The sequence below is a fragment of the Myxococcus sp. XM-1-1-1 genome, assembly GCF_020037095.1.
In the GTDB taxonomy this organism is placed as follows: domain Bacteria; phylum Myxococcota; class Myxococcia; order Myxococcales; family Myxococcaceae; genus Myxococcus; species Myxococcus fulvus.
In genome coordinates this window covers 421,929-442,378 of record NZ_JAIQDH010000003.1, presented here as the reverse complement: position 1 = coordinate 442,378, position 20,450 = coordinate 421,929, and the positions used below count along the sequence as shown (strand labels likewise).

General features: G+C 69.6%; 20 protein-coding genes. 11 read left to right on the top strand and 9 right to left on the bottom strand.

Going from position 1 to position 20,450, the window contains the following annotated elements:
• Positions 1-2: 2 nt before the first annotated feature.
• Both K8640_RS09520 and K8640_RS09515 read right to left on the bottom strand, forming a co-directional pair.
• Complete coding sequence (locus K8640_RS09520) at positions 3-818, bottom strand: inner membrane protein YpjD (protein WP_141323221.1); 816 nt, start codon at positions 816-818, stop codon at positions 3-5.
• A gap of 34 nt (positions 819-852) precedes the next feature.
• Complete coding sequence (locus tag K8640_RS09515) at positions 853-1,233, bottom strand: hypothetical protein (RefSeq protein WP_194869015.1); 381 nt, start codon at positions 1,231-1,233, stop codon at positions 853-855.
• A 179-nt stretch (positions 1,234-1,412) separates the two neighbouring features.
• Here K8640_RS09515 and trxA point away from each other — a divergent pair, with 179 nt between their 5' ends.
• Together trxA and K8640_RS09505 are read left to right on the top strand one after the other, a co-directional pair.
• A complete protein-coding gene (gene trxA / locus K8640_RS09510; protein WP_223746765.1) occupies positions 1,413-1,742 on the top strand; it encodes a thioredoxin in 330 nt (109 codons plus the stop codon).
• A 471-nt stretch (positions 1,743-2,213) separates the two neighbouring features.
• Positions 2,214-2,543 carry a hypothetical protein gene (locus K8640_RS09505; protein WP_046712903.1) on the top strand — a complete coding sequence of 110 codons (330 nt, stop codon included), beginning with the start codon at positions 2,214-2,216 and terminating at the stop codon, positions 2,541-2,543.
• A gap of 116 nt (positions 2,544-2,659) precedes the next feature.
• Here the strand turns inward: K8640_RS09505 and K8640_RS09500 are convergent, their stop codons facing one another.
• From K8640_RS09500 to mreC, 5 genes are all read right to left on the bottom strand, one after another.
• Positions 2,660-3,346 (bottom strand): PilZ domain-containing protein, encoded by a 687-nt coding sequence (locus K8640_RS09500; RefSeq protein ID WP_223746764.1) that lies wholly within the window; start codon positions 3,344-3,346, stop codon positions 2,660-2,662.
• A gap of 137 nt (positions 3,347-3,483) precedes the next feature.
• Complete coding sequence (gene rodA, locus K8640_RS09495; RefSeq protein WP_223746763.1) at positions 3,484-4,635, bottom strand: rod shape-determining protein RodA; 1,152 nt, start codon at positions 4,633-4,635, stop codon at positions 3,484-3,486.
• Positions 4,619-6,658, bottom strand: coding sequence for a penicillin-binding protein 2 (mrdA, locus tag K8640_RS09490; protein ID WP_223746762.1), 2,040 nt, complete (start codon positions 6,656-6,658; stop codon positions 4,619-4,621). The genes rodA and mrdA overlap by 17 nt, the downstream gene beginning before the upstream one ends.
• Positions 6,655-7,155 (bottom strand): hypothetical protein, encoded by a 501-nt coding sequence (locus K8640_RS09485; protein ID WP_141323212.1) that lies wholly within the window; start codon positions 7,153-7,155, stop codon positions 6,655-6,657. The genes mrdA and K8640_RS09485 overlap by 4 nt, the downstream gene beginning before the upstream one ends.
• Positions 7,152-8,012 carry a rod shape-determining protein MreC gene (mreC, locus tag K8640_RS09480; protein ID WP_141323211.1) on the bottom strand — a complete coding sequence of 287 codons (861 nt, stop codon included), beginning with the start codon at positions 8,010-8,012 and terminating at the stop codon, positions 7,152-7,154. The genes K8640_RS09485 and mreC overlap by 4 nt, the downstream gene beginning before the upstream one ends.
• Positions 8,013-8,230: 218 nt before the next feature.
• Here mreC and K8640_RS09475 point away from each other — a divergent pair, with 218 nt between their 5' ends.
• Complete coding sequence (locus K8640_RS09475; protein WP_223746761.1) at positions 8,231-9,799, top strand: SurA N-terminal domain-containing protein; 1,569 nt, start codon at positions 8,231-8,233, stop codon at positions 9,797-9,799.
• Between the two features lie 83 nt (positions 9,800-9,882).
• On the opposite strand, the gene K8640_RS09470 is transcribed toward K8640_RS09475, so the two are convergent.
• Positions 9,883-10,977 (bottom strand): sensor domain-containing diguanylate cyclase, encoded by a 1,095-nt coding sequence (locus tag K8640_RS09470; protein WP_141323208.1) that lies wholly within the window; start codon positions 10,975-10,977, stop codon positions 9,883-9,885.
• A gap of 50 nt (positions 10,978-11,027) precedes the next feature.
• Here K8640_RS09470 and K8640_RS09465 point away from each other — a divergent pair, with 50 nt between their 5' ends.
• On the top strand, positions 11,028-11,627 hold the full coding sequence (locus K8640_RS09465; protein WP_223746760.1) for a nucleoside triphosphate pyrophosphatase: 600 nt from the start codon (positions 11,028-11,030) through the stop codon (positions 11,625-11,627).
• Positions 11,624-12,295 (top strand): YggS family pyridoxal phosphate-dependent enzyme, encoded by a 672-nt coding sequence (locus tag K8640_RS09460; protein ID WP_074957343.1) that lies wholly within the window; start codon positions 11,624-11,626, stop codon positions 12,293-12,295. The genes K8640_RS09465 and K8640_RS09460 overlap by 4 nt, the downstream gene beginning before the upstream one ends.
• Positions 12,296-12,310: 15 nt before the next feature.
• On the opposite strand, the gene K8640_RS09455 is transcribed toward K8640_RS09460, so the two are convergent.
• A complete protein-coding gene (locus tag K8640_RS09455) occupies positions 12,311-12,520 on the bottom strand; it encodes a hypothetical protein (RefSeq protein ID WP_141323204.1) in 210 nt (69 codons plus the stop codon).
• Positions 12,521-12,850: 330 nt separating this feature from the next.
• Here K8640_RS09455 and K8640_RS09450 point away from each other — a divergent pair, with 330 nt between their 5' ends.
• The 6 genes from K8640_RS09450 to K8640_RS09425 all read left to right on the top strand — a co-directional run bounded on the left by K8640_RS09450 (position 12,851) and on the right by K8640_RS09425 (position 20,432).
• Positions 12,851-13,657 carry a DUF3108 domain-containing protein gene (locus K8640_RS09450; protein ID WP_223746759.1) on the top strand — a complete coding sequence of 269 codons (807 nt, stop codon included), beginning with the start codon at positions 12,851-12,853 and terminating at the stop codon, positions 13,655-13,657.
• Between the two features lie 25 nt (positions 13,658-13,682).
• On the top strand, positions 13,683-15,374 hold the full coding sequence (locus K8640_RS09445) for a DUF4091 domain-containing protein (RefSeq protein ID WP_223746758.1): 1,692 nt from the start codon (positions 13,683-13,685) through the stop codon (positions 15,372-15,374).
• Between the two features lie 22 nt (positions 15,375-15,396).
• The gene (locus tag K8640_RS09440; protein WP_223746757.1) at positions 15,397-16,311 is read left to right on the top strand and encodes a DUF3108 domain-containing protein; all 915 of its coding nucleotides are present in this window, start codon (positions 15,397-15,399) and stop codon (positions 16,309-16,311) included.
• Between the two features lie 136 nt (positions 16,312-16,447).
• Entirely contained in the window at positions 16,448-17,920 is a 1,473-nt protein-coding gene (locus K8640_RS09435; protein WP_223746756.1) for a hypothetical protein, read from the top strand.
• A gap of 43 nt (positions 17,921-17,963) precedes the next feature.
• Positions 17,964-19,067 (top strand): imelysin family protein, encoded by a 1,104-nt coding sequence (locus K8640_RS09430; protein WP_223746755.1) that lies wholly within the window; start codon positions 17,964-17,966, stop codon positions 19,065-19,067.
• 27 nt (positions 19,068-19,094) lie between these two features.
• Positions 19,095-20,432 carry a di-heme oxidoredictase family protein gene (locus K8640_RS09425; protein WP_223746754.1) on the top strand — a complete coding sequence of 446 codons (1,338 nt, stop codon included), beginning with the start codon at positions 19,095-19,097 and terminating at the stop codon, positions 20,430-20,432.
• Positions 20,433-20,450: the final 18 nt, after the last annotated feature.

Sequence of the window (20,450 nt, the reverse complement as noted above, 5' to 3'; positions counted from 1 at the left end):
ACTCAGGGAATCCTCATGACGGCGGCCGCGGTCGGCGTCGCGTCATACGAGGTGAGGAAGGACACCAGCACCAGGCAGAAGCCCGCCATGGTCAGCAATGCCACACGCCTCCCACGCCAGCCGGCGAAGATGCGCGCGTTGACCAGCGCCGCGAACACCGCCCACGCCACCACCGTGGCGATGGACTTGCCATCCCACTGCCAGCCCACCGTGGTCGTCACGAAGAAGGCCCCCGTCGCCAGGGTGATCGACAGCGCGATGAAGCCCCACACCACCAACCGCCGGTTGAGGGTGTCCAGGAACTCCAGCGACGGCAGCCGCGCGAACAACAGCCCGAAGCGCTTGGCCCGCACCTGCCGCTCCATCAGCAGGTACATGACCCCCACCCCCGCGGCCACCGCGAACGCCGCCAGCCCCAACAGCGCCAGCGAGATGTGCAGCGGCAACAAGGGCTGGCGCACGCCGGGAGGCAACGGCGACTGGCCCCCGTGCAGCAGCAGGCCGGGCAGGAGCACCGTCACCGCCAGCGGCGTCAGGAACGCGCCGATGACGGGCCTGCGGTAGCGTACGTCCAGTGCCAGGAAGATGGCGAGCAGCAGGAAGGCCAGCGCGGAGAAGCCCTGCGCCAGGCCCACCGGACGGCCGCCCTGGGCGCCCAACAGCTCGAACAGGGCCACGCCGTGGAGCACCAGCCCCCCGCCCACCAGGACGCGACCGGCCATGGCCAGCCCTTCCGACTGGCGGACGAGGTAGGCGAGGTAGGCCACGGCGGCGATGCCGTAGGCGTGGCAGGCGAGCGATACGAGCGTGTGGCTCATGGAATCAGGCTCATAACCGCGGCAGACAGGCGAATCAGCCCATCTTGTTGAGGAGGAACGCCGCCAACAGGTCCGTCTCCGAATCGGGTTTCTTCCCCGCCGCCTCCGGCTTCGGAGCGCCGGAGGGGACCTCCGTCACATACCCCGGAACGACCTCGTAGGCGGACTCCCCCACCAGCACCGAGTCGGCCATCTGCTCGGCCCCCAGTCGGGAGAGCTGCTCCTCGGTCTTCACCTTGGCCACCAGGCCGTGGGTGTCCTCGCCCGATACCAGTTGCAGGAAATGCACGGCCGGTGAGACGGCGAAGGCCGTTCCACCCTCGGCCATGACCACCAGCCGGCCGTCACGCAGGTCCGCTTTGTCAGCCAGTGCCCACTCCTCGAGCTGGGCCTGGGGCAGGAAGAGCTTCGTCACGCCCGCCAGCCTACACCAGCGCCGCGCCCGGGGGGCGGATGATCCTTCCAGGTGAAACCCCGGGCTGCCGGCCGCATCATTGCGGGCGGACTGGCCCCGGCCCACCGGTTCTTGCAGCCCCACGAGGCGCGTACTAGACGACGCGCCATGCAGGCCACAGCGGGCCCCAAGGAGACATCATGGCAGGCGACAACGTGACGAATGTCGGAGATGGCGACTTCAAGCAGCAGGTGCTGGACTCCGAGCAGCCCGTGCTGGTGGATTTCTGGGCGACTTGGTGCGCGCCGTGCCGCGCCATCGCGCCCTCCATCGACGCGCTCGCCGAGCAGTACAAGGGCCAGGTGAAGTTCACCAAGCTCAACATCGACGACAACCAGGGCACGCCGCAGAACTACGGCATCCGGTCCATCCCCACGCTGCTCGTCTTCAAGGGCGGCCAGGTCGTGGAGCAGATCGTCGGCGCCGTCCCCAAGGCGCGCATCGAGGACGCCCTCAAGAAGGCGCTGTAGACCTCCGAGCGCCGGGCACGGGCCTGGCGGGTCGAGGCCAATGCCTCCCGCCCACGCCCTGTCCGGCGCTTCGTCGTACGGCCAGACGCCCCACCCCGTTTCGTTTCCGGGACGAATCAACCCGCGCTCCGCTCCTTCGCGTGACGCGCTTCGTCTCGCACCCAGCGTGAGTCCCTTGCGCGGCCCCGCCAATCCCACGCCACGCGCACGCAAACTTTTCGTGCCCTCTCAGCGATTTCTCAGACTTCGCGCCATTTTCACCCGCGCGGACAAATCCACCGCGATGCGCAAATCAGCACGCATGGCACGTGTGGGAAACACGTATCCCTTTGCAGTCGTGTCACCAATTTTTCGGGACGACTTGCGAGTCATGAGAGACCCCTCCCAGGCTGTATTGACAACGTTGACATCCACCGCCAAATAAGCGCATTGGGAGTCTTGCTTTGTTTGACTGTTTTCACGGGAGTTTTCATGGCACGACCACGTAAGGAGTTGTCGAAGGTCCCCCTGACCCCCGCCATGGTGAATTGGGCGGAGGCGCTGGGTGACGCGATTGGCCGAGGCGTCCTCCGCGCGATGAACCAGGGCATGCCGCTGTCGAGCGGCTCGGGGAGCAGCAATGCGCTGTCGGCGAGCCGTCGGCGCGGCCGTCCGCCCAAGGCCCTTGCGGGCAACATGGTGGCGGCGGACCGGCGTTGCACGATGCCGGATTGCACGCGCGAGCAGCGCTCGAAGGGGCTGTGTTCAGCCCATTACCAGGCGGAGCGGCGTCGCTTGTTGGCGGGTGGCAAGCCCGCCTGAGACACGGCGGTACGCGGTGGCGCCCACGGCCCTGGGCGAGCCACCCGCCGTCAATGCGTGTCAGGGGTGGGCATTCCCTCGCATGACGGGCAGGCTCGCGAGGGAGGGACGATGCGTCACTTCGCCTGCCAGGGGTCCGCTTCCGTGCTCGTCGCCTTGAGCAGCTCCCAGGCCGAAAGCACATCCACCACCCGCTCCAGCTCATTGGGCAGCGAGCGCGCCCGCTGCGAGCGCAGGTAGTCCTCCGCGAAGGCCCGCAGGCGGTTGCCCACGAAGAGCCGGGCCAGGGCCACCTCCGTCTGTCCACTGAAGTCGAGGAAGCGGATGCCGAAGCCGCTGCGGCCCCCGGGGCCGTCCTCGCGCTCCTCGCGGACGATTTCGGCCCGGGCCCGCACGGGCGCGGCGCCGGGCTCCAGCGAGAAGCTCACGCCCAGCACCGTCCCCAAGGGCAGGTAGAAGGTGCTCTCCAGGAAGGCGCCGCTGACGCTGACGTTGATGGACGCCAGGCTCGCCGCGAACCGGCGCCCGCCCTGGTCGTCATCCACCCAGACCTCGAAGCGCGTCGTCAGCTGCGCCCGCGGGAACTCCCGGTGCTCGGGCTCCCCCTGGTTCTTCTCGATGACGGGCAACAGCGCCGCCACGGGCGTGGAGGCCACCGAGGGAGGCCTGCGAGGCTCCTCCTTCACCGGAGCGCCCGGCCTGGCCACCACCGTCGCCGCCGGGGGCTTCACGTCCCTCGCCGCCTGGGGAAGCTCCGCCACGCGGACACTCCCCGTCGCCTTCTGCCCACCCTTCCTCTGCATGCCTGACCTCCACCGGCCCGGGAGGGCTTCACCCTCCCCCCGGAATTGGTGGGTTGATTCATACACCACCCTGGGCCGGGCGCCGAGCGCTCGTGACGACCTCGTGAGTCTCCCGTCGTCGCGCGGCTCGCGATGTCTCAGAACATGTGACGACGCATGCTGATGTTCACCAGCAATCCAATGCTGAGCATCACGGACATCATGGAAGACCCGCCATAACTCATCAGCGGCAGGGTGATGCCCGTCACCGGCAGCAAGCCGATGACCATGCCGATGTTCTCGAACACCTGCCAGAAGAGCATGGCCACGACGCCCACGGCGACGAAGGCGCCGAACCTGTCTCGGGCGCTGAACCCCACCCCCAGGCCGAAGATGAAGATGGCGCCATAGAGCACCAGCAGGAGGGTGCACAGCACGAAGCCGTGCTCCTCCGCCCACACCGAGAAGATGAAGTCGGTGTGCTGCTCGGGCAGGAAGCGCAGGCCCGTCTGGGTGCCCTCGCGCCAGCCCTTGCCGGACACGCCGCCGCTGCCCACGGCGATCTTCGACTGCGCCGCGTGGTAGCCGCTGCCGCGCAGGTCCGCCTCCGGATCCAACCACCCGGAGATGCGCTGGCTCTGGTGCTTCTTCAGGTGGTGCCGGACGATGGTGGGCCGGGGCTCCGGCACCTCGCGGATGTAGTCGTTCCAGATGACGATGGCGCCCGCGAGCACCCCCGCCACCAGCGTGGCCACCAGGTACCAGCGCACCTTGCCGAAGAGGATGACGGTGAGCGACGACAGGCCGATCATCAGCGCGGTGCCCAGGTCCGGCTGCACCAGCACGAGGATGAAGGGCACGCCCACCACCACCAGCGGCTTCCACAGCCGCACCAGGCCGTAGGACGGCTCATTGGGGCGGAAGTCGTCGTGGTAGACCTTGGCCAGCATCAGCACGACGCCAATCTTCATGAACTCCGCGGGCTGCAGGCGGAACGGGCCGATGGCGAACCAGCTCTCGGCGCCCTTGGCCGTGTGGCCGACGAAGCGCAGCGCGATGAGCGCCAGGATGTTGGCGACGTAGATGGGCATCGCCATGCGTTGGATCCAGCGGTAGTCCACCAGGCACACCACCAGCACCGCGACGATGCCCAGGCCCAGGTACAGGGCCTGGCTGGACCACACGGGCGCCAGCGGAGGACGCGACGCGGAGGCCAGGTTCCAGATGCCCAGCAGGGCCACGGCCAGCACGCAGAAGATGAGCCCCCACGGCACGTGGGGCACCATCCGCCGCTCAATCCTGAGTTGCATGCCTGTCCTCGGACTCCTCGTCGCCCGGAAGCTGCGTGGGGGGGCGCACGCCCCGCGTCATGGCCGCCTCGTCGGGAGACGGCGGGCGGAACATCGACGGGGTGTAGGGCTGGTTGGGACGCGGCGGCGGCGCCGTGGCGTCCAGCTTCTTCAGGTCCAGGTACTTCTGGATGACGGCCAGCGCCGTGGGCGCCGCGTCCGAGCCGCCGTGGCCGCCGTGCTCGTTGAGCACCACCACCGCGATTTCAGGATGGTCCGCCGGGGCGAAGCCCGCGAACCAGGCATGGTCTCTCTCGAAGAAGCTCATCTGGTGCGTCTTCAGGCGGATGGCGCCCAGGCGCGCCACCTGCGCGGTGCCCGTCTTCGCCGCCACCTTCACGTCCAGGTCGCGCATGTACTTCAGGCGCGAGCGGTACGACGTGCCGCCCGGCTCATGGGCCACCTTCACCAGGCCGTCGATGACCGCCTTCAGGTGCGCGGGCGGCAGGTCCACCCGACGGACGACCTCCGGCTTGAACTCCTCGATGACCTGGCCGTCCAGGTTCTCCAGCCGCTGCACCATCTGCGGCTTGTACAGCGTGCCGCCGTTGGCGATGGCCGCGTACATCAGCGCGAGCTGCAGCGGCGTGACGTTGTTGTCACCCTGGCCGATGGCGCTGTTGAGCGCCATGCCCTTGGTGTAGCCGCCGGGCGAGGCTTTGTCGTGGTACGCGCTGGTCGGCATGATGCCGGGCACCTCCGCCACCACGTTGATGCCGGTGGGGCTGCCCAGGCCCAGCGACTTGCCCATCTCGCCAATCGGGTCCAGGCCGATGGTGTCCGCCACCTTGTAGAACCAGGTGTCGCAGGAGCTCTTCATCGCGTCCAGGCCGTCGACGTGGCCGTGGCCTCGGTCCAGGTGGCAGCGCCAGGTGCGCGCGCCCAGCCGGTAGCCGCCGGGGCAGTTCACCACCGTCTCCGGACGGAACGCGCCGGACTTGAACGCCGCCAGCGCGGTGACGACCTTGAACGTGGAGCCCGGGCTGTAGTGCTCGGCCGCCACGCGGTTGACCATGGGCTCCAGCGGATCGCGCGACAGCTGTGCCATCTGCGTGGGCGTCACGCGGCCCGTCAGGAGGTTGGGGTCGAAGCCGGGCCGGGACACCAGCGCGCGGATGAAGCCCGTGTGCACGTCGATGGCGACCACCGCGCCGGTGACACCGGGGAAGGCGCGCTCGGCCTCCTCCTGCAGGCGCATGTCGATGGAGAGCACCAGGTTGCTGCCCGCCTTGGGCTGCACCACGGCGTTGTCGCCCAGCTTGACGTTGAGCTCTTCAATCTTCTGGCCGCGCGCGTTCACCACTTCCTTGCGCACGCCGTCCTGGCCGCGCAGGCGCTGCTCGAAGTAGCGCTCCAGGCCGCGCCGGCCGATGTAGTCCCCCAGCGCGTAGCGCGCGCCGTCGCCGTTGAGCCGCTCGAGCTCGTCCTGGGTGATTTCGTTCATGTAGCCCAGCACGTGCGACAGCACCGTGTTGGTCCGGTAGAAGCGGTGCGGGACGGGCGCCACCTCCACGCCGTCCAGGATGTCCCGGCGCGCCGCCAGCCGATCATACTCGTCGCGCGTCAGGTCCACGCGCACCGGCACCGGCTGGAAGGGCGCGTTGCGGCGGCCCTGGCGCACCAGGTCCTCCACCTTCTTCGCCTGGTCCGCGTCCCACTGGAGCAGCTCCGCCAGCCGGGGGATGACCTGCGCGAAGCAGTCCGTGCAGAACGCGGGCGTGACGACGGCGTCGAAGGACGGGCGGCTGTCGACGAGGATGGTGCCGCGCGCGTCCTTGATGACGCCGCGGTCGGCGCGCAGCCGCACCTCCTTGACGAAGTTCGCCACGCTCTTGGCGGAGTACTCCTCGCCGCGGGTGATCTGCAGCCGGTAGAGCTGGATGGACAACAGGGCCAGGCCCGCCGTCATGGCCAGGCCCAGCCACAGGAAGCGCCGGCGCAGTTCGCGGCCCGGCGTCGTGTTGCCCAGCGTGGGGGGCGTCACCTCAGCAACCCCGCCGGACGGTCCTGCGCGGCCTCGAAGCGGCGCAGGAGCGGGAAGAGCGCCAGCGCCGCCAGCCCCGTGAGCGCCACCTGCAGCGGCAGCCCCGCGAGCGCCGGCGCCGTGCCGCCGTCCTTCACCGTCAGCCAGGTGAAGAAGGCCGCGAGCAGGCCGTGCCCCACGTCCGCGCCCATGGCGAACAGCGCGAACGACACCGCGCCGCGCACGTCCACGAAGGTGGACACCAGCCGCCCGACGAGGAAGGTGAACACGGCCAGGAAGGTGAACAGCCCCGTGGGCTGGCCGCTCATCAGGTCCAGCAGGTAGCCCACCGCGAACGCGGAGAAGGCCCCTTCGAGCAGCGTGGCGCGCAGCGCGAGGAACGCCACCAGCACCACGGTGACGTCGATGCGGCCCAGCACGAGCCCCGCCTGCTTGACGACCACGGACTCCAACGTGAGCAGCGCCAGCGCGATGCCCACCGTCACCAGGAACTTCATTTCGACGCACCCTCCGCCGCGCTGCCCTGCGCCATCGCCTTGTAGGGACTGCCCACCACCAGCACCTCCTCCAGCTTGCTGGTGTCCACCGCCGGCACGATGTCCGCGCCCTGGAACATGCCGTGCTCCTTCTTCTCCAGGTTCGTCACCCGGCCCACCACCAGGCCCGGAGGATAGATGCCATCCGTGCCGGAGGTGATGATGAGGTCGCCGTTGTCCACGTCCTCGGTGCGCAACATGTTCTCCAGCTTGAGCGGCCCGCTGCCCGCCCCCGACGCCGTGCCCCGCGCCCGGGAGCGCTGCACCAGCACCGCCACCCGGCTCTGCGTGTCCGTCACCAGCGCCACGTCCGAATAGCTGGAGGTCGCCCGGATGACCTGCCCCACGATTCCGTCCGGCGTCACCACCGACATGCCCCGGAACACCCCGTCCTTCTCCCCGCCGCTGATGCGCACCGACAAGAGCTTCGCCACCGGGTTGACGCCCACCACCCGCGCCGGAATCTCCGGCCCCGGCGCCACCTCCGCGTACCCCAACAGCTTGCGCAGCCGCTCGTTCTCCGTGCGCGACTCCCCCAGGGCCTGCACCGAGGCGCGCAGCTGGAGGTTCTCCAGCCGCAGCGCGTCATTCTCCTGCCGGACCCCGCGCAGATCGAGGTAGTGGCGCACCGCGGACACCGAGCCCTCGATGGTGGCGGTGAGCGCCTGCTGCACGGGCGAGGTGATGGCGATGACCGCCCGGTCGATGGGGTTGGGGTCCCTGCCCTTGCGCCCGCTCAGCAGGAAGGCGACCAGCGGGTAGAGGAGCAGGACGCCGACAATCAGGGGACGCCGGTATCGCTTGAGGAGCGACAGCACAGAGGGGAATTCCGGGGTGGGAGGAGGAAGCGGAGGGAGGGGGTGCGGCTAAACTCTCTAAATCGCTTGCATTTTCTGGTGCAGTGTCCTAGGCAGTCAAGGCCCGCGAGGGGGGTGGTCGCTGGTCCGCCACCCTTCAGCCGGGCTACCAACAACACCGCGTCGCGAGTCCTTCCGCACGACTTTTCTCGGCGCGTTTGCTCTCCGAAGTGACGACAATGGACGGTCTGAACCCCCGGAAGGTCCTCTCCCTGCTGTTCATCATCGGCATCGCGGTGGTGTTCACGCTGCAATTCGGGCCGGGCAGCACCGGCTTCGGCGCCTCGGGTCCGGTGACGGCACCCGGCTCGGTGGCCACGGTGAACGGCAAGGAGATCCCGCTGCGCGACTTCGCCACGGCCTGGGCCCGGCAGATGAGCTTCCTGCGAGCGCAGGGCAGCCCCATCCCCGAGTCCGTGGCCCGCCAGTTCGGCATGCACAACCAGGTGCTCGACAGGCTGGTGAACACGGAGTTGCTCGCCCAGGCGGCCGAGCAGCGCGGCATCACCCCCTCTGATGAAGAGCTGCGCAAGCTCATCCATCAGAACACGGACTTCCACGCCAAGGAGGGCGGGTTCGACTTCGCGCGCTACCAGCAGGTGCTGCGCGACTTCTACCGGAAGACGCCGCCGGAGTTCGAGACGGAGCTGCGCCGGCAGCTGGCCGCGCAGAAGATGATGGAGGTCGTCCGCGCCAACGCCACCGTGTCCGACGACGAGGTGCGCGCGCGCTACGAGAAGGACGGCAACCAGGCCAAGGTCGTCTTCGCGCGCTTCCTTCCCACCATGTACGCGGACAAGGTCGCAGCCCCCACGCCCGCGCAGCTGACGGAGTGGAAGAAGGCGCACGAGAAGGAGATCAAGGACTACTTCGAGGCCAACCGCTTCGTGTACCAGCAGCCCGAGCGCATCCGCGCGCGCCAGGTGCTGGTGAAGCTGCCCCCGGAGGCGACCGCCGAGCAGAAGGCGGAGGCCCTCAAGAAGGCGGAGGCGCTGAAGAAGGAGATCGACGGCGGCAAGGACTTCGCGCAGGTGGCGCGTGACTCCAGCGAGGACCCGGGCAGCAAGGCGCGCGGTGGCGACCTGGGCTGGGTGGAGCGCGGCAGCTGGGAGCCGGTGCTGGCGGACGCGGCGTTCGCGCTCAAGGCGGGCGAGATGACGGCGCCGGTGGAGACGAAGTTCGGCGTGCACCTGGTGAAGGTGGAGGAGAAGCAGGCGGCCCAGGACAAGAAGCTGGAGGAAGTCCAGGACGAGATCGCCACCACGCTCTTCAAGCAGGAGCGCGCCAAGGAGACGGCGAAGGCGGAGGCCCAGAAGGCGCTGGCCACGGTGCAGGGTGGCAAGACGCTCAAGGAGCTCTTCCCCGCGGAGAAGGAGCAGCCGGCGCTCCTGCGCTTCGAGACGGAGACCCGTCCGGAGGCGGTGGAGACCGACAGCTTCACGGCCGAGGGTGAGGCCGTGCCGCACCTGGGCCCCGCGCCCGCGCTGGTGAAGGCGGCCTTCGCGGTGAGCGCGCCCCAGGTGCTGGGCGAGGTCTTCCCGGTGGGCGAGGGCTTCGTGGTGGCGCAGGTGGTGGAGCGCCAGAAGCCGGACACCGCGGGCTTCGAGCAGAAGAAGGACGCGCTGCGCGTGCAGGCCCAGCAGGCCAAGCAGATTGAAGTGACGGAGTCCTTCCTCAAGGCGCTGAAGAAGGGCGGCAACGTGGTGACCAACCCCGAGGCCATCGACTCGGTGGTCGGCGCCGGGTAAGTCACCCGCTTCAGCTGACAGCACGTGAGGGCCGGGCCGAGGGACTTCCCTCCCCGGCCCTCTCGCTTTTGCAGGGCCCGTGTTCAGCGCACCGGGAAGTCGGAGCCGCCGGAGGGCGTGTCCGGGCCCGGAGGCTCCGCGACGCAGAGGGCATCCCGGCCCCGGGCCTTGGCGCCGTACATGGCGAAGTCCGCGGAGCGGATGAGGTCCAGCGCGGAGGTGGCGTGGTCCGGATAGGTGGCCACGCCGACGCTGGCGGTGACGCGCACGTCCAGGCCGTGCTCCTGGAGGAAGGAGCGCCCGCGGAAGGCCTCACAGACCTTCTGGCCGATGTGCGCGGCGCCGTCCTGGTCCGTCTCCACGAGGAGGATGGCGAACTCGTCGCCCCCGTAGCGGAACACGGCGTCCAGCCCGTTGCGCCCCAGGGACATGAGCAAATCGCCCACCTCCTTCAGCGTGGCGCTGCCCATGAGGTGGCCGAACCTGTCGTTGACGCTCTTGAAGTGGTCCAGGTCCAGGAACACGAGCGACAGCGGGTGGCGGAAGCGCGCCGAGCGCTTCACCTCCGTGTCCAGGAGCGCGCGCAGGTGCCGGGCGTTGTAGCAGCCGGTGTGCTCGTCGGTGATGGTGAGCTCCTGCACCCGGCGGAAGTTGCGCGCGTTCTCAATCGCGATGGCCGCGTAGTCCGCGATGGCCGTCAGCGTGGTGAGGTCGTCGTTGGAGAACGGCGGGTCCGTGGGGCCGTTGACCAGCTCGATGACGCCCAGCACGTGCCCGCGCGACAGGAGCGGCACGGCGAGGATGGAGCGGGTGTGGAAGGCGGAGGCCTCGTCGAAGCGGGGCGCGAAGCTGGGGTCCCCGCCCACGTCGTGCACCAGCCGGGCGACCCCGGAGGAGAACACGGCCCCGGCGATGCCCTCACCGGGGTTGAGCTGAAGGCCCTTGAGGACGCCGGCGCCCTCGCCCACCGCGATTTCGAAGTAGAGCTTCCCGGTGCGCTCGTCCTGGAGGATGAGGGACCAGTTGCGAGGCAGCAGCAGGCTGCTGACCTTCTGCATGACGAGCGCGAGCACCTCGCGTAGCTCCAGCGTGGACGTCAACGCCTTCGCCATCTCGTTGTAGGCGGCCAGTTGCTCCACCGTCCGCTTCATGGCCGACAGGAGGTCCGCGGGATTCATCCGTAGAGTCCACTCCGAGGCGCAAGTCTGCTAAGGCCTGGAGCCGTAACATGCACACGCACGCTGATCAAACGTTGCTCGTCCTGGCCTCCGGTTCTCCCCGCCGTCGGGACTTCCTGTCGCAACTGGGGCTCACTTTTACCGTCTCCGCGGCGGACATCGACGAGACGCCCCACCCAGGCGAGGAGGCGGCCGCCTACGTCCTGCGGCTGGCGCGAGAGAAGGCCCGCGTGGTGGCCGGGCGCTCCCCTGGCGCCTTCGTGCTCGCGGCGGACACCACGGTGGCGCTGGGCATGACGCTATTGGGCAAGCCCCAGGACCCGGCCGAGGCTCGCGCCATGCTCACCCGCCTGTCCGGCAAGACACACGATGTGTACACGGGCGTCGCGCTCGCGGGGCGGCATGAAGAGGCGCTCGCGGTCCACACGCGCGTCACCTTCCGTGAGCTGAGCGCCGGAGAAATCGACTGGTACGTGGGCACGGGCGAGCCGGTGGACCGGGCGGGCGCCTACGCCATCCAGGGCAAGGGGGGCTTCCTCGTCGCGCGCATCGAGGGCAGCCCCACCAACGTCGTCGGCCTGCCGCTGGGCGAGACGCTCGCGCTGCTGACGCGCGCCGGCGTGCCCCTGGCCTGGAAGCCCGCGCCATGAGCACGGGCCTCGCGGAGCGGCTGGCGTCGGTGAAGGCGCGCATCGCGAAGGCGTGCGAGCGCGCGGGGCGTCCGGTGGAGTCGGTGACGCTGGTGGCCGTGTCCAAGCTCAAGCCGGCGGCGCTCATCCGCGAGGCATACGCCGCGGGTCAGCGCGACTTCGGGGAGAACTACGCGCAGGAGCTGCGCGACAAGGCCCAGGAGCTGTCGGACCTGGAGGGCCTGCGCTGGCACGCCATCGGTCCCCTGCAGACGAACAAGGTGAAGTACGTGGCAAAGGTGGCCAGCGCCTTCCATGCGTTGGACCGGCTGGAGGTGGCGCGCGAGCTGTCCAAGCGGCGCGAGGGCACCTCTCCCCTGCCCTGCTACGTCGAGGTCAACGTGGGCGGGGAGTCCACCAAGTCGGGCCTGGAGCCCGCCGCCCTGCCCGACTTCCTGGGCCAGGCGCGCGCGCTGCCGGGCCTCACGCTGGTGGGGCTGATGTCGCTGCCGCCGCCCACGGACGACGTGGCCCGCGCGCGCGGTTATTTCGACGCGCTGCGCGAGCTGTCGCGGAGCCATGGCCTGCCCGGGCTGTCCATGGGCACCACCCACGACTTCGAGCTGGCCATCGAGGCGGGCGCCACGCTGGTGCGGGTGGGCACCGCCCTCTTCGGCGAGCGGGACTGAGGGCCGGCGCGCGGGTCAGATCTCCTTGAACTTCGCGCGGCCCTCCGCGCTGATCTTCACCTTGTACTCGCAGCCGCAGTAGTTGCAGCGCAGCTCGTCCCCATCCCCGAAGCCATCGTGCACGGGGTTGTTGGCGTCGCAGCCCGGACAGTCGAACTCCTTGAGGCGGCCGCCCTTGGTCGTCTCCTTGGCGTCGTCGTCGTCGAAATCGTAGTCACCGGCCATGTTCCCGCGTCTCCAGGGCAAGGGGGCGACCTCCAGCCGGGGCCGCCTTCTCTTCGGGAGGCTAGCAGCGGTGTCGGCCGGTGGACACGCCCGGCGCGCCGCAGGGCGGCCGGGTTCAGGGGGCCGGGAGGCGCCGTGGGGCCCCTCCGTGCGAGACTCATGTCCCCTTCCGCCCCTCAGGTCGCCCCCACGACGAGGGAGCGGGCGTCCATTGAATGCCCGCCGCATAGGCACGTCGATGGGAAATGTGGAGTGGCGGGAATGGTTCGGGGGCATGGCCTGGCGAGTAGCAGGCGGGCTACTTAACTTCCTTGCGATGGAGCTCACTCGATGCGTGCGCAGTCCAATTGGGGGTTCGCGGCGGTGGTTGCGGGCCTGGTCTGGTCGGCGGCTGCCCTGGGCCAGGAGTCTTCCGCGAACCCGGCGTTCGGCCCCGGTGAGCAGGCGCAGTATCGCGTGAAGTACCTGGGCATGACAGCGGGCACCGCGCAGGTGACGGTGGGCGCGCCCATGAAGCAGTGGGGCGAGGACGTGTGGCCCATCGTCGCGGTGGCGCGCTCGGACGCGCTCATCGGCGTGTGGCCCATCAAGGACAAGTTCGTCTCCTACTGGAAGGCGGACACCCAGCGCGTGGTGGGCAGTGACTTGCACGCGGACGAGAACGGCAAGCGCCGCCGCCAGCGCATCAAGCTGCAGCCGGATGGCAAGAGTGTCTTCGTCGTCAAGCAGAAGGAGGGCGAGGCGCCGCGCGAGTCCACCGCCGAGGTGGCCGAGGGCACGCTCGACGTGACGGGGGCGACGTTCGCGCTGCGCAACCGAGAGCTCGTCGTGGGCGGCGAGTACGCCTACCCGGTGTTCACCGGCAGCAAGAGCTTCACCATGCGCGCCAAGGTGGAGTCGCGCGAGACCTTGAAGACGGAGCTGGGGACGCAGGAGGTCTTCAAGACGCGGGTGCAGGCGGAGTTCGGCGGCAGCCTGACGTCGAAGCGGGACATGTTCGTCTACCTCACCACGGACGCGCGGCATGTCCCGGTGCGAATCGAGGCGGACTTCGCGCTCGGCACGGTGGTGGCGGAAATCACCGACTACCAGCCGGGGCGGACGATGGCGGTGGCGAGCGCGGAGAGCGGTGGGTAGCACCGCTGGAGAGTGAAGGGGGCGGATGGGCGCGGGATGGGCGTGGGTGGTGATGGCGGCGCTGGCCGCCACGCCGGAGCCGAGGGTGGTGTCTCCCCTGGTCAAGGTGCGCCCGGGCTCCGCCTTCGCGTCGCGCCCCGTGGCCCGCCTGAGCGTGGCCCGCGGCGAGTGCGAGGGCACGCAGGTGGTGCTGCCCGACTCGGCCCGTCGCCTGAAGGTGAAGCCGCTGCTGCTCGGCGGTCCGTCGGACGCGCTGCGCGCGGACATCTGGCGCGTGGGCTACCTGGATGTCGAGGTGCCCTCCAACTCGGAGGGGGACGTGGGCCCGTGGCCCGATGCCCTGTTGCCGCTCGGCGCGCCCGAGCGTGACGACGCCCCACCCCGCCCCGTCGTGCTCTACGTGGAGGTCTGCGCGAAGGAGGACCAGACGCCGGGCACCTATCAGGGTCGCCTGCGCGCGAGCTTCAACAAGCTGGAGCACGTGAGCGTCCCCTTCACGGTGGAGGTGCAGCCCTTCGCGCTGCCGGCGACGTCCTCGCTCGCCACCAGCTTCGGCATCTCCCTGTACAGCATCGCCCGGGGCCACGGGCTCGCCCCCGAGTCACCGGAGGCCCGCGAGCTCTTGCGCGACTATGCGCGTGTGCTGCTGGAGCACCGCGTGAGCGCGCATGGCATGAGCATGACGCCGCCGTCCGTGCGCTTCGAGGGCGACACGCCCATCATCGACTGGAGCGACTACGACGCGGAGATGGCGCCCTTCCTCGACGGGAGCCTGCTGGCGTCGGGTGCGCGCTTCACCACGTCGGACGTGCGCGACAGCCGCAAGGCGGACACCGAGGAGCGCAAGGTCGCGTACTACCGCGCGTTCGCCGAGCACTACCGGACGAAGGGCTGGCCCGCGCAGCTCTTCTTCTACGCCAAGGACGAGCCGAAGCCGGAGGACGTGCCGCTCGTGCTCGCGCAGTCGCGCCGCGTGCGCGCCGCCGGGGGCAGCCGCGTGCTCATCACCACGCCCATGGAGGAGCCGCTCGCGAGCGCCGCCGACATCCTCGCGCCCACGCTCAACTGCTTCTTCCCCCGCCCCGGCCCCCAGACCTGCCGCGCCGTGCACACCATGGCCCAGATGCGCGAGCAGCTTCCCGAAGGCACCCGTATCTGGTGGTACCAGAGCTGCAACTCGCATGGCTGTGATGGGGGCCCGTCCCAGAAGCGTGCCCAGGAGAAGAGCTACAGCGGTTGGGCCTCGTACATGGTGGACCACCCCGCCGTGCTCAACCGCGCCATGGGCCTGCTCGCCTTCACGAGCGGCGTGGACGGTGAGCTCTATTTCGACACCGTCTTCGCCTACAACACCAAGCACGACGTCTGGACCGACGTGTTCGAGTTCGGTGGCAACGGCGACGGCACCCTCTTCTACCCAGGCACGCCCGGCCGCCTGGGAGGTTTCCGACACCACCCCGTGGCGTCCCTGCGCCTCAAGCACCTGCGCGACGGACTGGAGGACTACGAGTACCTCCGGCTGCTCTCCGCGCTGGGGGACGAGGCCTTCGCGAAAGACGCGGCGCGCAAGCTCGTGAGGTCCGGTTGGGACATCCGCCGGGATGCGCGAGAATGGGCGCAGGTCCGCCAGCTCGTGACGGCGAGGCTCCGGCAGCGGTGGTTGGCATCAGAATTCGCGAAGCGTCCGGGCCGTCACACGCCCAAGAGCACCCCGTAGTTTCTCTCTGGAAGGAAGAAGGATGAGCACCCTGCGCACCCTCCTGGCGACCTGCCTGATGCTGACCTCCGGCGGTGCCGCCTGGGCCCAGCTCCCCGACACCGAGGCCGACAAGCCCGAGGGTGAGAAGCCCGCCGAGGCCCCCGAAGCCAAGCCCGACGAAGCCCCCATCACCGTGGAGCCCTGCGCGCAGGCGCTGCCCGCGCTGCGCATGCCGCTCACGTTCATGCCCGGCGAGGTGCTCGAGTTCGACCTGGACGCCATGGGCGCGCAGGCCGGCAAGATGACCCTGCGCGTCCAGAAGCCGCAGGACGGCCAGATTCCCGTGCTCGCGCAGGCGGAGACCAACTCCTTCTTCTCCAAGGTCCGCCGCGTGCGCGGCAGCGCCACCACCTGGCTCAACCCGCGCACGCTGCGCCCCAAGCGCTACGTCGAGGACGCCACCGAGAACGAGATGCGCCGCAAGGTGGAGGTCGCCTTCACCCACAAGGACCGCGCCATCAAGGTGGACTACCAGATCGGCCAGCGCCCCAAGGGCCAGTACAACTACACCTACGACAAGGACGGTCTGGACGTGGCCGGCTCCATCTACCTGCTGCGTCAGCTCCCCCTCGAGGAGAACCTCTCCGTCTGCTTCGACGTGTACGGCGTGCGCCGGCTGTGGCGCATGCAGGGCCAGGTGCTCAAGAAGGAGAAGGTCACCACGCCGCTGGGACAGTTCGACGCCTGGCACCTGGTGGGCACCGCCGTCCGCCTGGACCGCCCCAAGCAGAAGCGCGAGGTGCACGTGTGGCTCTCCGACGACGCGCGCCGCCTGCCGCTCGCCGCCGTGGGCACGCTGGACCTGGGCGCCGTGCGCGCCACCCTCACCTCCGTCAGCCGCCCCGGCGAGAAGCGCCAGGAGGCCGGCCCCGGCAAGGAGGAGATGAAGTGGTGATGTCCAGCCGCTGAGAAAAGAAGACACGGCTCGAGGAGAGGCCCGGTGGACGGAGTTCCCGGGCCTTTCTCTTTGAACCGAAATTGATTCTGGTTTGCAAAATCAAAATCATGAGCGTAGGGTGCGCGCCGCTCCGATGCGCCCACGCTCTTGTCTTGTCTCGTCGTCGTTCCTGCTCTGTTCCACCCTGCTGCTCTCCACGACGGTCGCCCGCGCCCAGGATTCGGCCGGTGCTCCGGTGGTCTCCGCCGCACCGCCGAGTGATTCGCCCGAGGGGCCCGTCGCCTCGGCTCCATCCGCCGAGCAGCCCGAGCAGCCCGCGCCGTCCCCCGCCGCCCAGGAGCCCGCGCCCGTCAGCGCGGCGCCCGCTCCCGCGGCCCTGAGTCGGGCGCGGCCGAACATCGACACGTTCGTCACCGCCTACGGCGAGCTGCTGTTCGGCTATCACAACTACGGGTTGAACCAGAACCGGACGGGTGGCGCGCAGCGCGACTCGCGGCTGGAGTTCGACACCACGCGCTTCGTGCTCGAGATGAAGGGCGCGCTGCCGGACTATGGGCTCGAGGTGGAAGTCGAGGTCGAGTTCGAGCACGGCGGCACCGGCACCGCGATGGAGCTCGAGTACGAGGAGTTCGGCGAGTTCGACCAGGAGCTCGACAAGGGTGGAGAGATCCTCGTCGAGGAGCTCTACATCTCGAAGAAGCTCGGCGACCACGCGGCGCTCGCGGTGGGCCGCTTCTACGTGGCGGTGGGCACGCTGAGCGAGTTCTCGCGCCCCACCGACTACCTGGGCACCCTCCGCGACGAGGCGGAGACGGGCATCATCCCCAACACGTGGGACGAGATGGGCCTGCGGCTGCGCTACAAGTACCCCTGGGGCCTGCGGCTGACGGGACAGCTGGTCAACGGGCTGGACTCCACGGGCTTCAGCTCGCAGCTGTGGGCGGTGGGTGGCCACCAGCGCCGCTTCGAGGTGCAGCGCGCCACGGACATGGCCCTGGTGTTCCGCGCGGACGTCACCCACTTCGACGGGTTCATCTTCGGCGTGTCCGCCTACCACGGCGACACCACGCGCAACCGTCCCAAGGCGGACCTGGTGAAGAGCTGCGAGGAGGCGAATGATCGCGAGGTCGCCCCGTGCGGCTACGTGTCCGCGCCGCTGACGCTGCTGGACGTGCACCTGTCCGTGTCCAAGGGCCCGTGGAGCGCGAAGGGCATGGTGATGTACGGCCACCTGAAGAACGCGGAGCTCGTCTCGCAGCGCAACGCGCGCCTGTCGAACCTGCTGGGCGTGATGCGCACGCCGGTGTCCGACAACGCGTTGGCCGCGTGGGGAGAGCTCGGCTACGACATCGCGTCGGTGGTGGGCCTGAGCAACTCGCACCACCTGTTCCCGTTCGTCCGCTACGACTACGTGGACACGCAGTTCAAGCCGCGCGCGGAGCTGTACGACAACCCCCGCTTCCGCCGCACCGTCTACACGGTGGGCGTGGCCTACAACCTGCTGAACACGGTGTACGCGAAGCTCGACTTCGGGCACCGCCGCATGGGCTCCAACGCCTTCCGGCCGGAGAACACCCTGCGCCTCGCCACCGGCTTCAACTACTGACGCGGCCCTCCCCGTGTCCCCTCCCCCCAACGAAAGGTCAGTCATGAAGCGTACGTCCCTGCCCCTGCGTCTGGCGCTTGCGCCCGCGCTCCTCACCGGCTCGCTGTTCCTCGCGGCCTGCGGCGATGATGATTCCGACACCCCCAACGAGGGCGACTCCAAGGTCACCTCGGAGCTGGTCGTCACGTTCGCGGACAAGGTCGTGGTGCCGACCTATGCGCGGCTGGCCACGCGGCTGACGGAGCTGGACGCGGCCTGCGTCGCGCTCGCGACGGCGCCCACGACGGAGAAGCTGACGGCGGCCAAGGCGGCCTGGCGCGCGGCGCGCATCCCCTGGGAGCAGAGCGAGGGCTTCCTCTTCGGCCCCGTGGACAGCTTCGGCTATGACCCGGCGCTGGACAGCTGGCCGGTGAGCCACACCGAGTTGGAGGCAGTGCTGGCCAACAACGCCGCCCTCACCCAGCAGTACGTGAGCAACCTCAAGAACGAGCAGAAGGGCTTCCACACGCTGGAGTACCTCATCTACGGCGATGGCGGCACCAAGACGGTCGAGCAGCTGACGCCCCGCGAGCTGGAGTACGTCACGGCCCTGTCCGCGGAGCTCAAGGCCGTGGGACAGCTGCTGCACGGCGCGTGGGCGCAGGCGCACGACGGCAACCCGCCGTTCCGTGACACGCTCGCGACGGCGGGTCAGTCCGGCAACACCGCGTATCCGTCCGTGGAGGCCGCCGCCCAGGAGATCGTCGGTGGCATCACCACCATCCTGGACGAGGTCGCCAACGGGAAGATCGCCGAGCCCTACGACACCAGGGACCCGGACGTGGTGGAGAGCCAGTTCGCGTACAACTCGCTGGAGGACTTCAGCAACAACATCCGCAGCGTGGAGAACGCGTACCTGGGTCACCTGCAGGGCGAGGCCAAGACGGGCATGTCGCTGCGTGACGTAGTGGGCGTGGACAGCGCGCTCGACGCGAAGATCCGCCAGCAGATCGCCGGCTCCATCAGCGCCCTGGCTGCCGTCCGCGAGCCGTTCCGCGACTCCATCCGTGACGAGACGGAGCGCCCGAAGATCGCCGCCGCGCAGGAGGCCATCCGCGCCCTGCACGACACCTTCCAGGGCGAGGTCCTGCCCCTGCTGTCGAAGTGATGTAGGAACTCAGGCCAGGTGAACGCCATGCGACGTGCGGTGATGCTGGGAGCCCTGCTGCTGTGGTCCGCCGGTTGTGGCGAGGAGGCGCCGATGGTGCCCCTGGAGCCACCGAGGGCGGGCGGGGCCACCACCGTCGACAACCGCACGTCGCAGGCGTTCGCGCAGCCGGCCGCGAACCTGCGTCCCGAGTACGACCGGCTGCACCGTGCGGGCGACGCGGCGTTCGCGGCCATCTTCGTCCCGGCGCCCTCGCGGGTGAACCCGGGGCTCGGGCCCACGTACAACAACGTCTCCTGCAACGGCTGTCACCTGCGCAACGGGCGCGGCATGCCGGTGATGGGGCCCACCGCGCAGCGCACCCAGCTCCTCGTGCGCGTGAGCCTGCCGGAGGGCGTGCCCGACCATCCCCACGGCGCGGTGCCCGTCCCCGGACTGGGGCTCCAGGTGCGTGACCAGTCCATCTACGGCCAGGTGCCGCCGGCCTCGCTCACGCTGTCGTGGGTGGAGCGCACCGGACAGTACCCGGATGGCACGCCGTACACGCTGCGCTCGCCGAGCGTGCGCATCGTCAAGTCGGATGGCTCGGCGCTGCCGGAGGACATGATGATGTCGCTGCGGCTTCCTCCGCCCGTCTTCGGACTGGGGCTGCTGGAGGCCGTTCCCATCGAGGCGCTGCGCGCGCTCGAGGACCCGGATGACCGGGACGGTGACGGCATCTCCGGACGGCTGAACGAGGTCTGGGACGTGGCGCTGCGCACGCTGTTGCCCGGGCGCTTCGGCTGGAAGGCGAACAGCCCGCACCTGCTGCAGCAGTCCGCGGAGGCGTACTTCAACGACATGGGCATCACGAGCCCGCTCTTCCCGGAGCCGGACGGGACGCACGAAATCACCGCCGACATCCTGCAGGCGGCCGTCTTCTATTCCGAGTCGCTCGGCGTCCCCGCGCGCACCGCGCTGGAGGACCCCGTCGTCCAACGCGGCGAGAAGCTGTTCCGCGCGCTGGGCTGCGAGTCCTGCCACCGCGAGACGCTGGAGACGGGCGAGGCCGCCTACGAGGAGCTCGCCTTCCAGCGCATCCATCCGTACACGGACATGCTGCTGCACGACATGGGGCCGGAGCTCGCGGACGGACGGCCGGATGGCGCGGCCACGGGCACGGAGTGGCGCACGCCCGCGCTGTGGGGCCTGGGCCTGACGCACACGGTGCTGCCCTACTCCGGCTTCCTGCACGACGGCCGGGCCCGGACCATCGAAGAGGCGGTGCTGTGGCACGGCGGCGAGGCGCTCACCGCGCGCGACGGCTTCCACCGCCTGTCCGCCGATGACCGCGCCGCGGTGCTCAAGTTCCTCGGCTCGCTCTGAGGTGAGCGCGGCGGGAGT

Excerpts from the sequence above, each read along its gene's own strand:
- K8640_RS09450 (WP_223746759.1), top strand. The coding sequence starts at position 12,851 with ATGCGTGCGCAGTCCAATTGGGGGTTCGCGGCGGTGGTTGCGGGCCTG.
- trxA (WP_223746765.1), top strand. The coding sequence starts at position 1,413 with ATGGCAGGCGACAACGTGACGAATGTCGGAGATGGCGACTTCAAGCAG.
- K8640_RS09455 (WP_141323204.1), bottom strand. The coding sequence starts at position 12,520 with ATGGCCGGTGACTACGATTTCGACGACGACGACGCCAAGGAGACGACC.
- K8640_RS09445 (WP_223746758.1), top strand. The coding sequence starts at position 13,683 with ATGGGCGCGGGATGGGCGTGGGTGGTGATGGCGGCGCTGGCCGCCACG.
- K8640_RS09425 (WP_223746754.1), top strand. The coding sequence starts at position 19,095 with ATGCGACGTGCGGTGATGCTGGGAGCCCTGCTGCTGTGGTCCGCCGGT.
- K8640_RS09505 (WP_046712903.1), top strand. The coding sequence starts at position 2,214 with ATGGCACGACCACGTAAGGAGTTGTCGAAGGTCCCCCTGACCCCCGCC.
- K8640_RS09500 (WP_223746764.1), bottom strand. The coding sequence starts at position 3,346 with ATGCAGAGGAAGGGTGGGCAGAAGGCGACGGGGAGTGTCCGCGTGGCG.
- K8640_RS09520 (WP_141323221.1), bottom strand. The coding sequence starts at position 818 with ATGAGCCACACGCTCGTATCGCTCGCCTGCCACGCCTACGGCATCGCC.
- K8640_RS09475 (WP_223746761.1), top strand. The coding sequence starts at position 8,231 with ATGGACGGTCTGAACCCCCGGAAGGTCCTCTCCCTGCTGTTCATCATC.
- K8640_RS09470 (WP_141323208.1), bottom strand. The coding sequence starts at position 10,977 with ATGAATCCCGCGGACCTCCTGTCGGCCATGAAGCGGACGGTGGAGCAA.
- rodA (WP_223746763.1), bottom strand. The coding sequence starts at position 4,635 with ATGCAACTCAGGATTGAGCGGCGGATGGTGCCCCACGTGCCGTGGGGG.
- K8640_RS09485 (WP_141323212.1), bottom strand. The coding sequence starts at position 7,155 with ATGAAGTTCCTGGTGACGGTGGGCATCGCGCTGGCGCTGCTCACGTTG.
- K8640_RS09440 (WP_223746757.1), top strand. The coding sequence starts at position 15,397 with ATGAGCACCCTGCGCACCCTCCTGGCGACCTGCCTGATGCTGACCTCC.
- K8640_RS09465 (WP_223746760.1), top strand. The coding sequence starts at position 11,028 with ATGCACACGCACGCTGATCAAACGTTGCTCGTCCTGGCCTCCGGTTCT.
- K8640_RS09430 (WP_223746755.1), top strand. The coding sequence starts at position 17,964 with ATGAAGCGTACGTCCCTGCCCCTGCGTCTGGCGCTTGCGCCCGCGCTC.
- K8640_RS09460 (WP_074957343.1), top strand. The coding sequence starts at position 11,624 with ATGAGCACGGGCCTCGCGGAGCGGCTGGCGTCGGTGAAGGCGCGCATC.
- K8640_RS09435 (WP_223746756.1), top strand. The coding sequence starts at position 16,448 with ATGCGCCCACGCTCTTGTCTTGTCTCGTCGTCGTTCCTGCTCTGTTCC.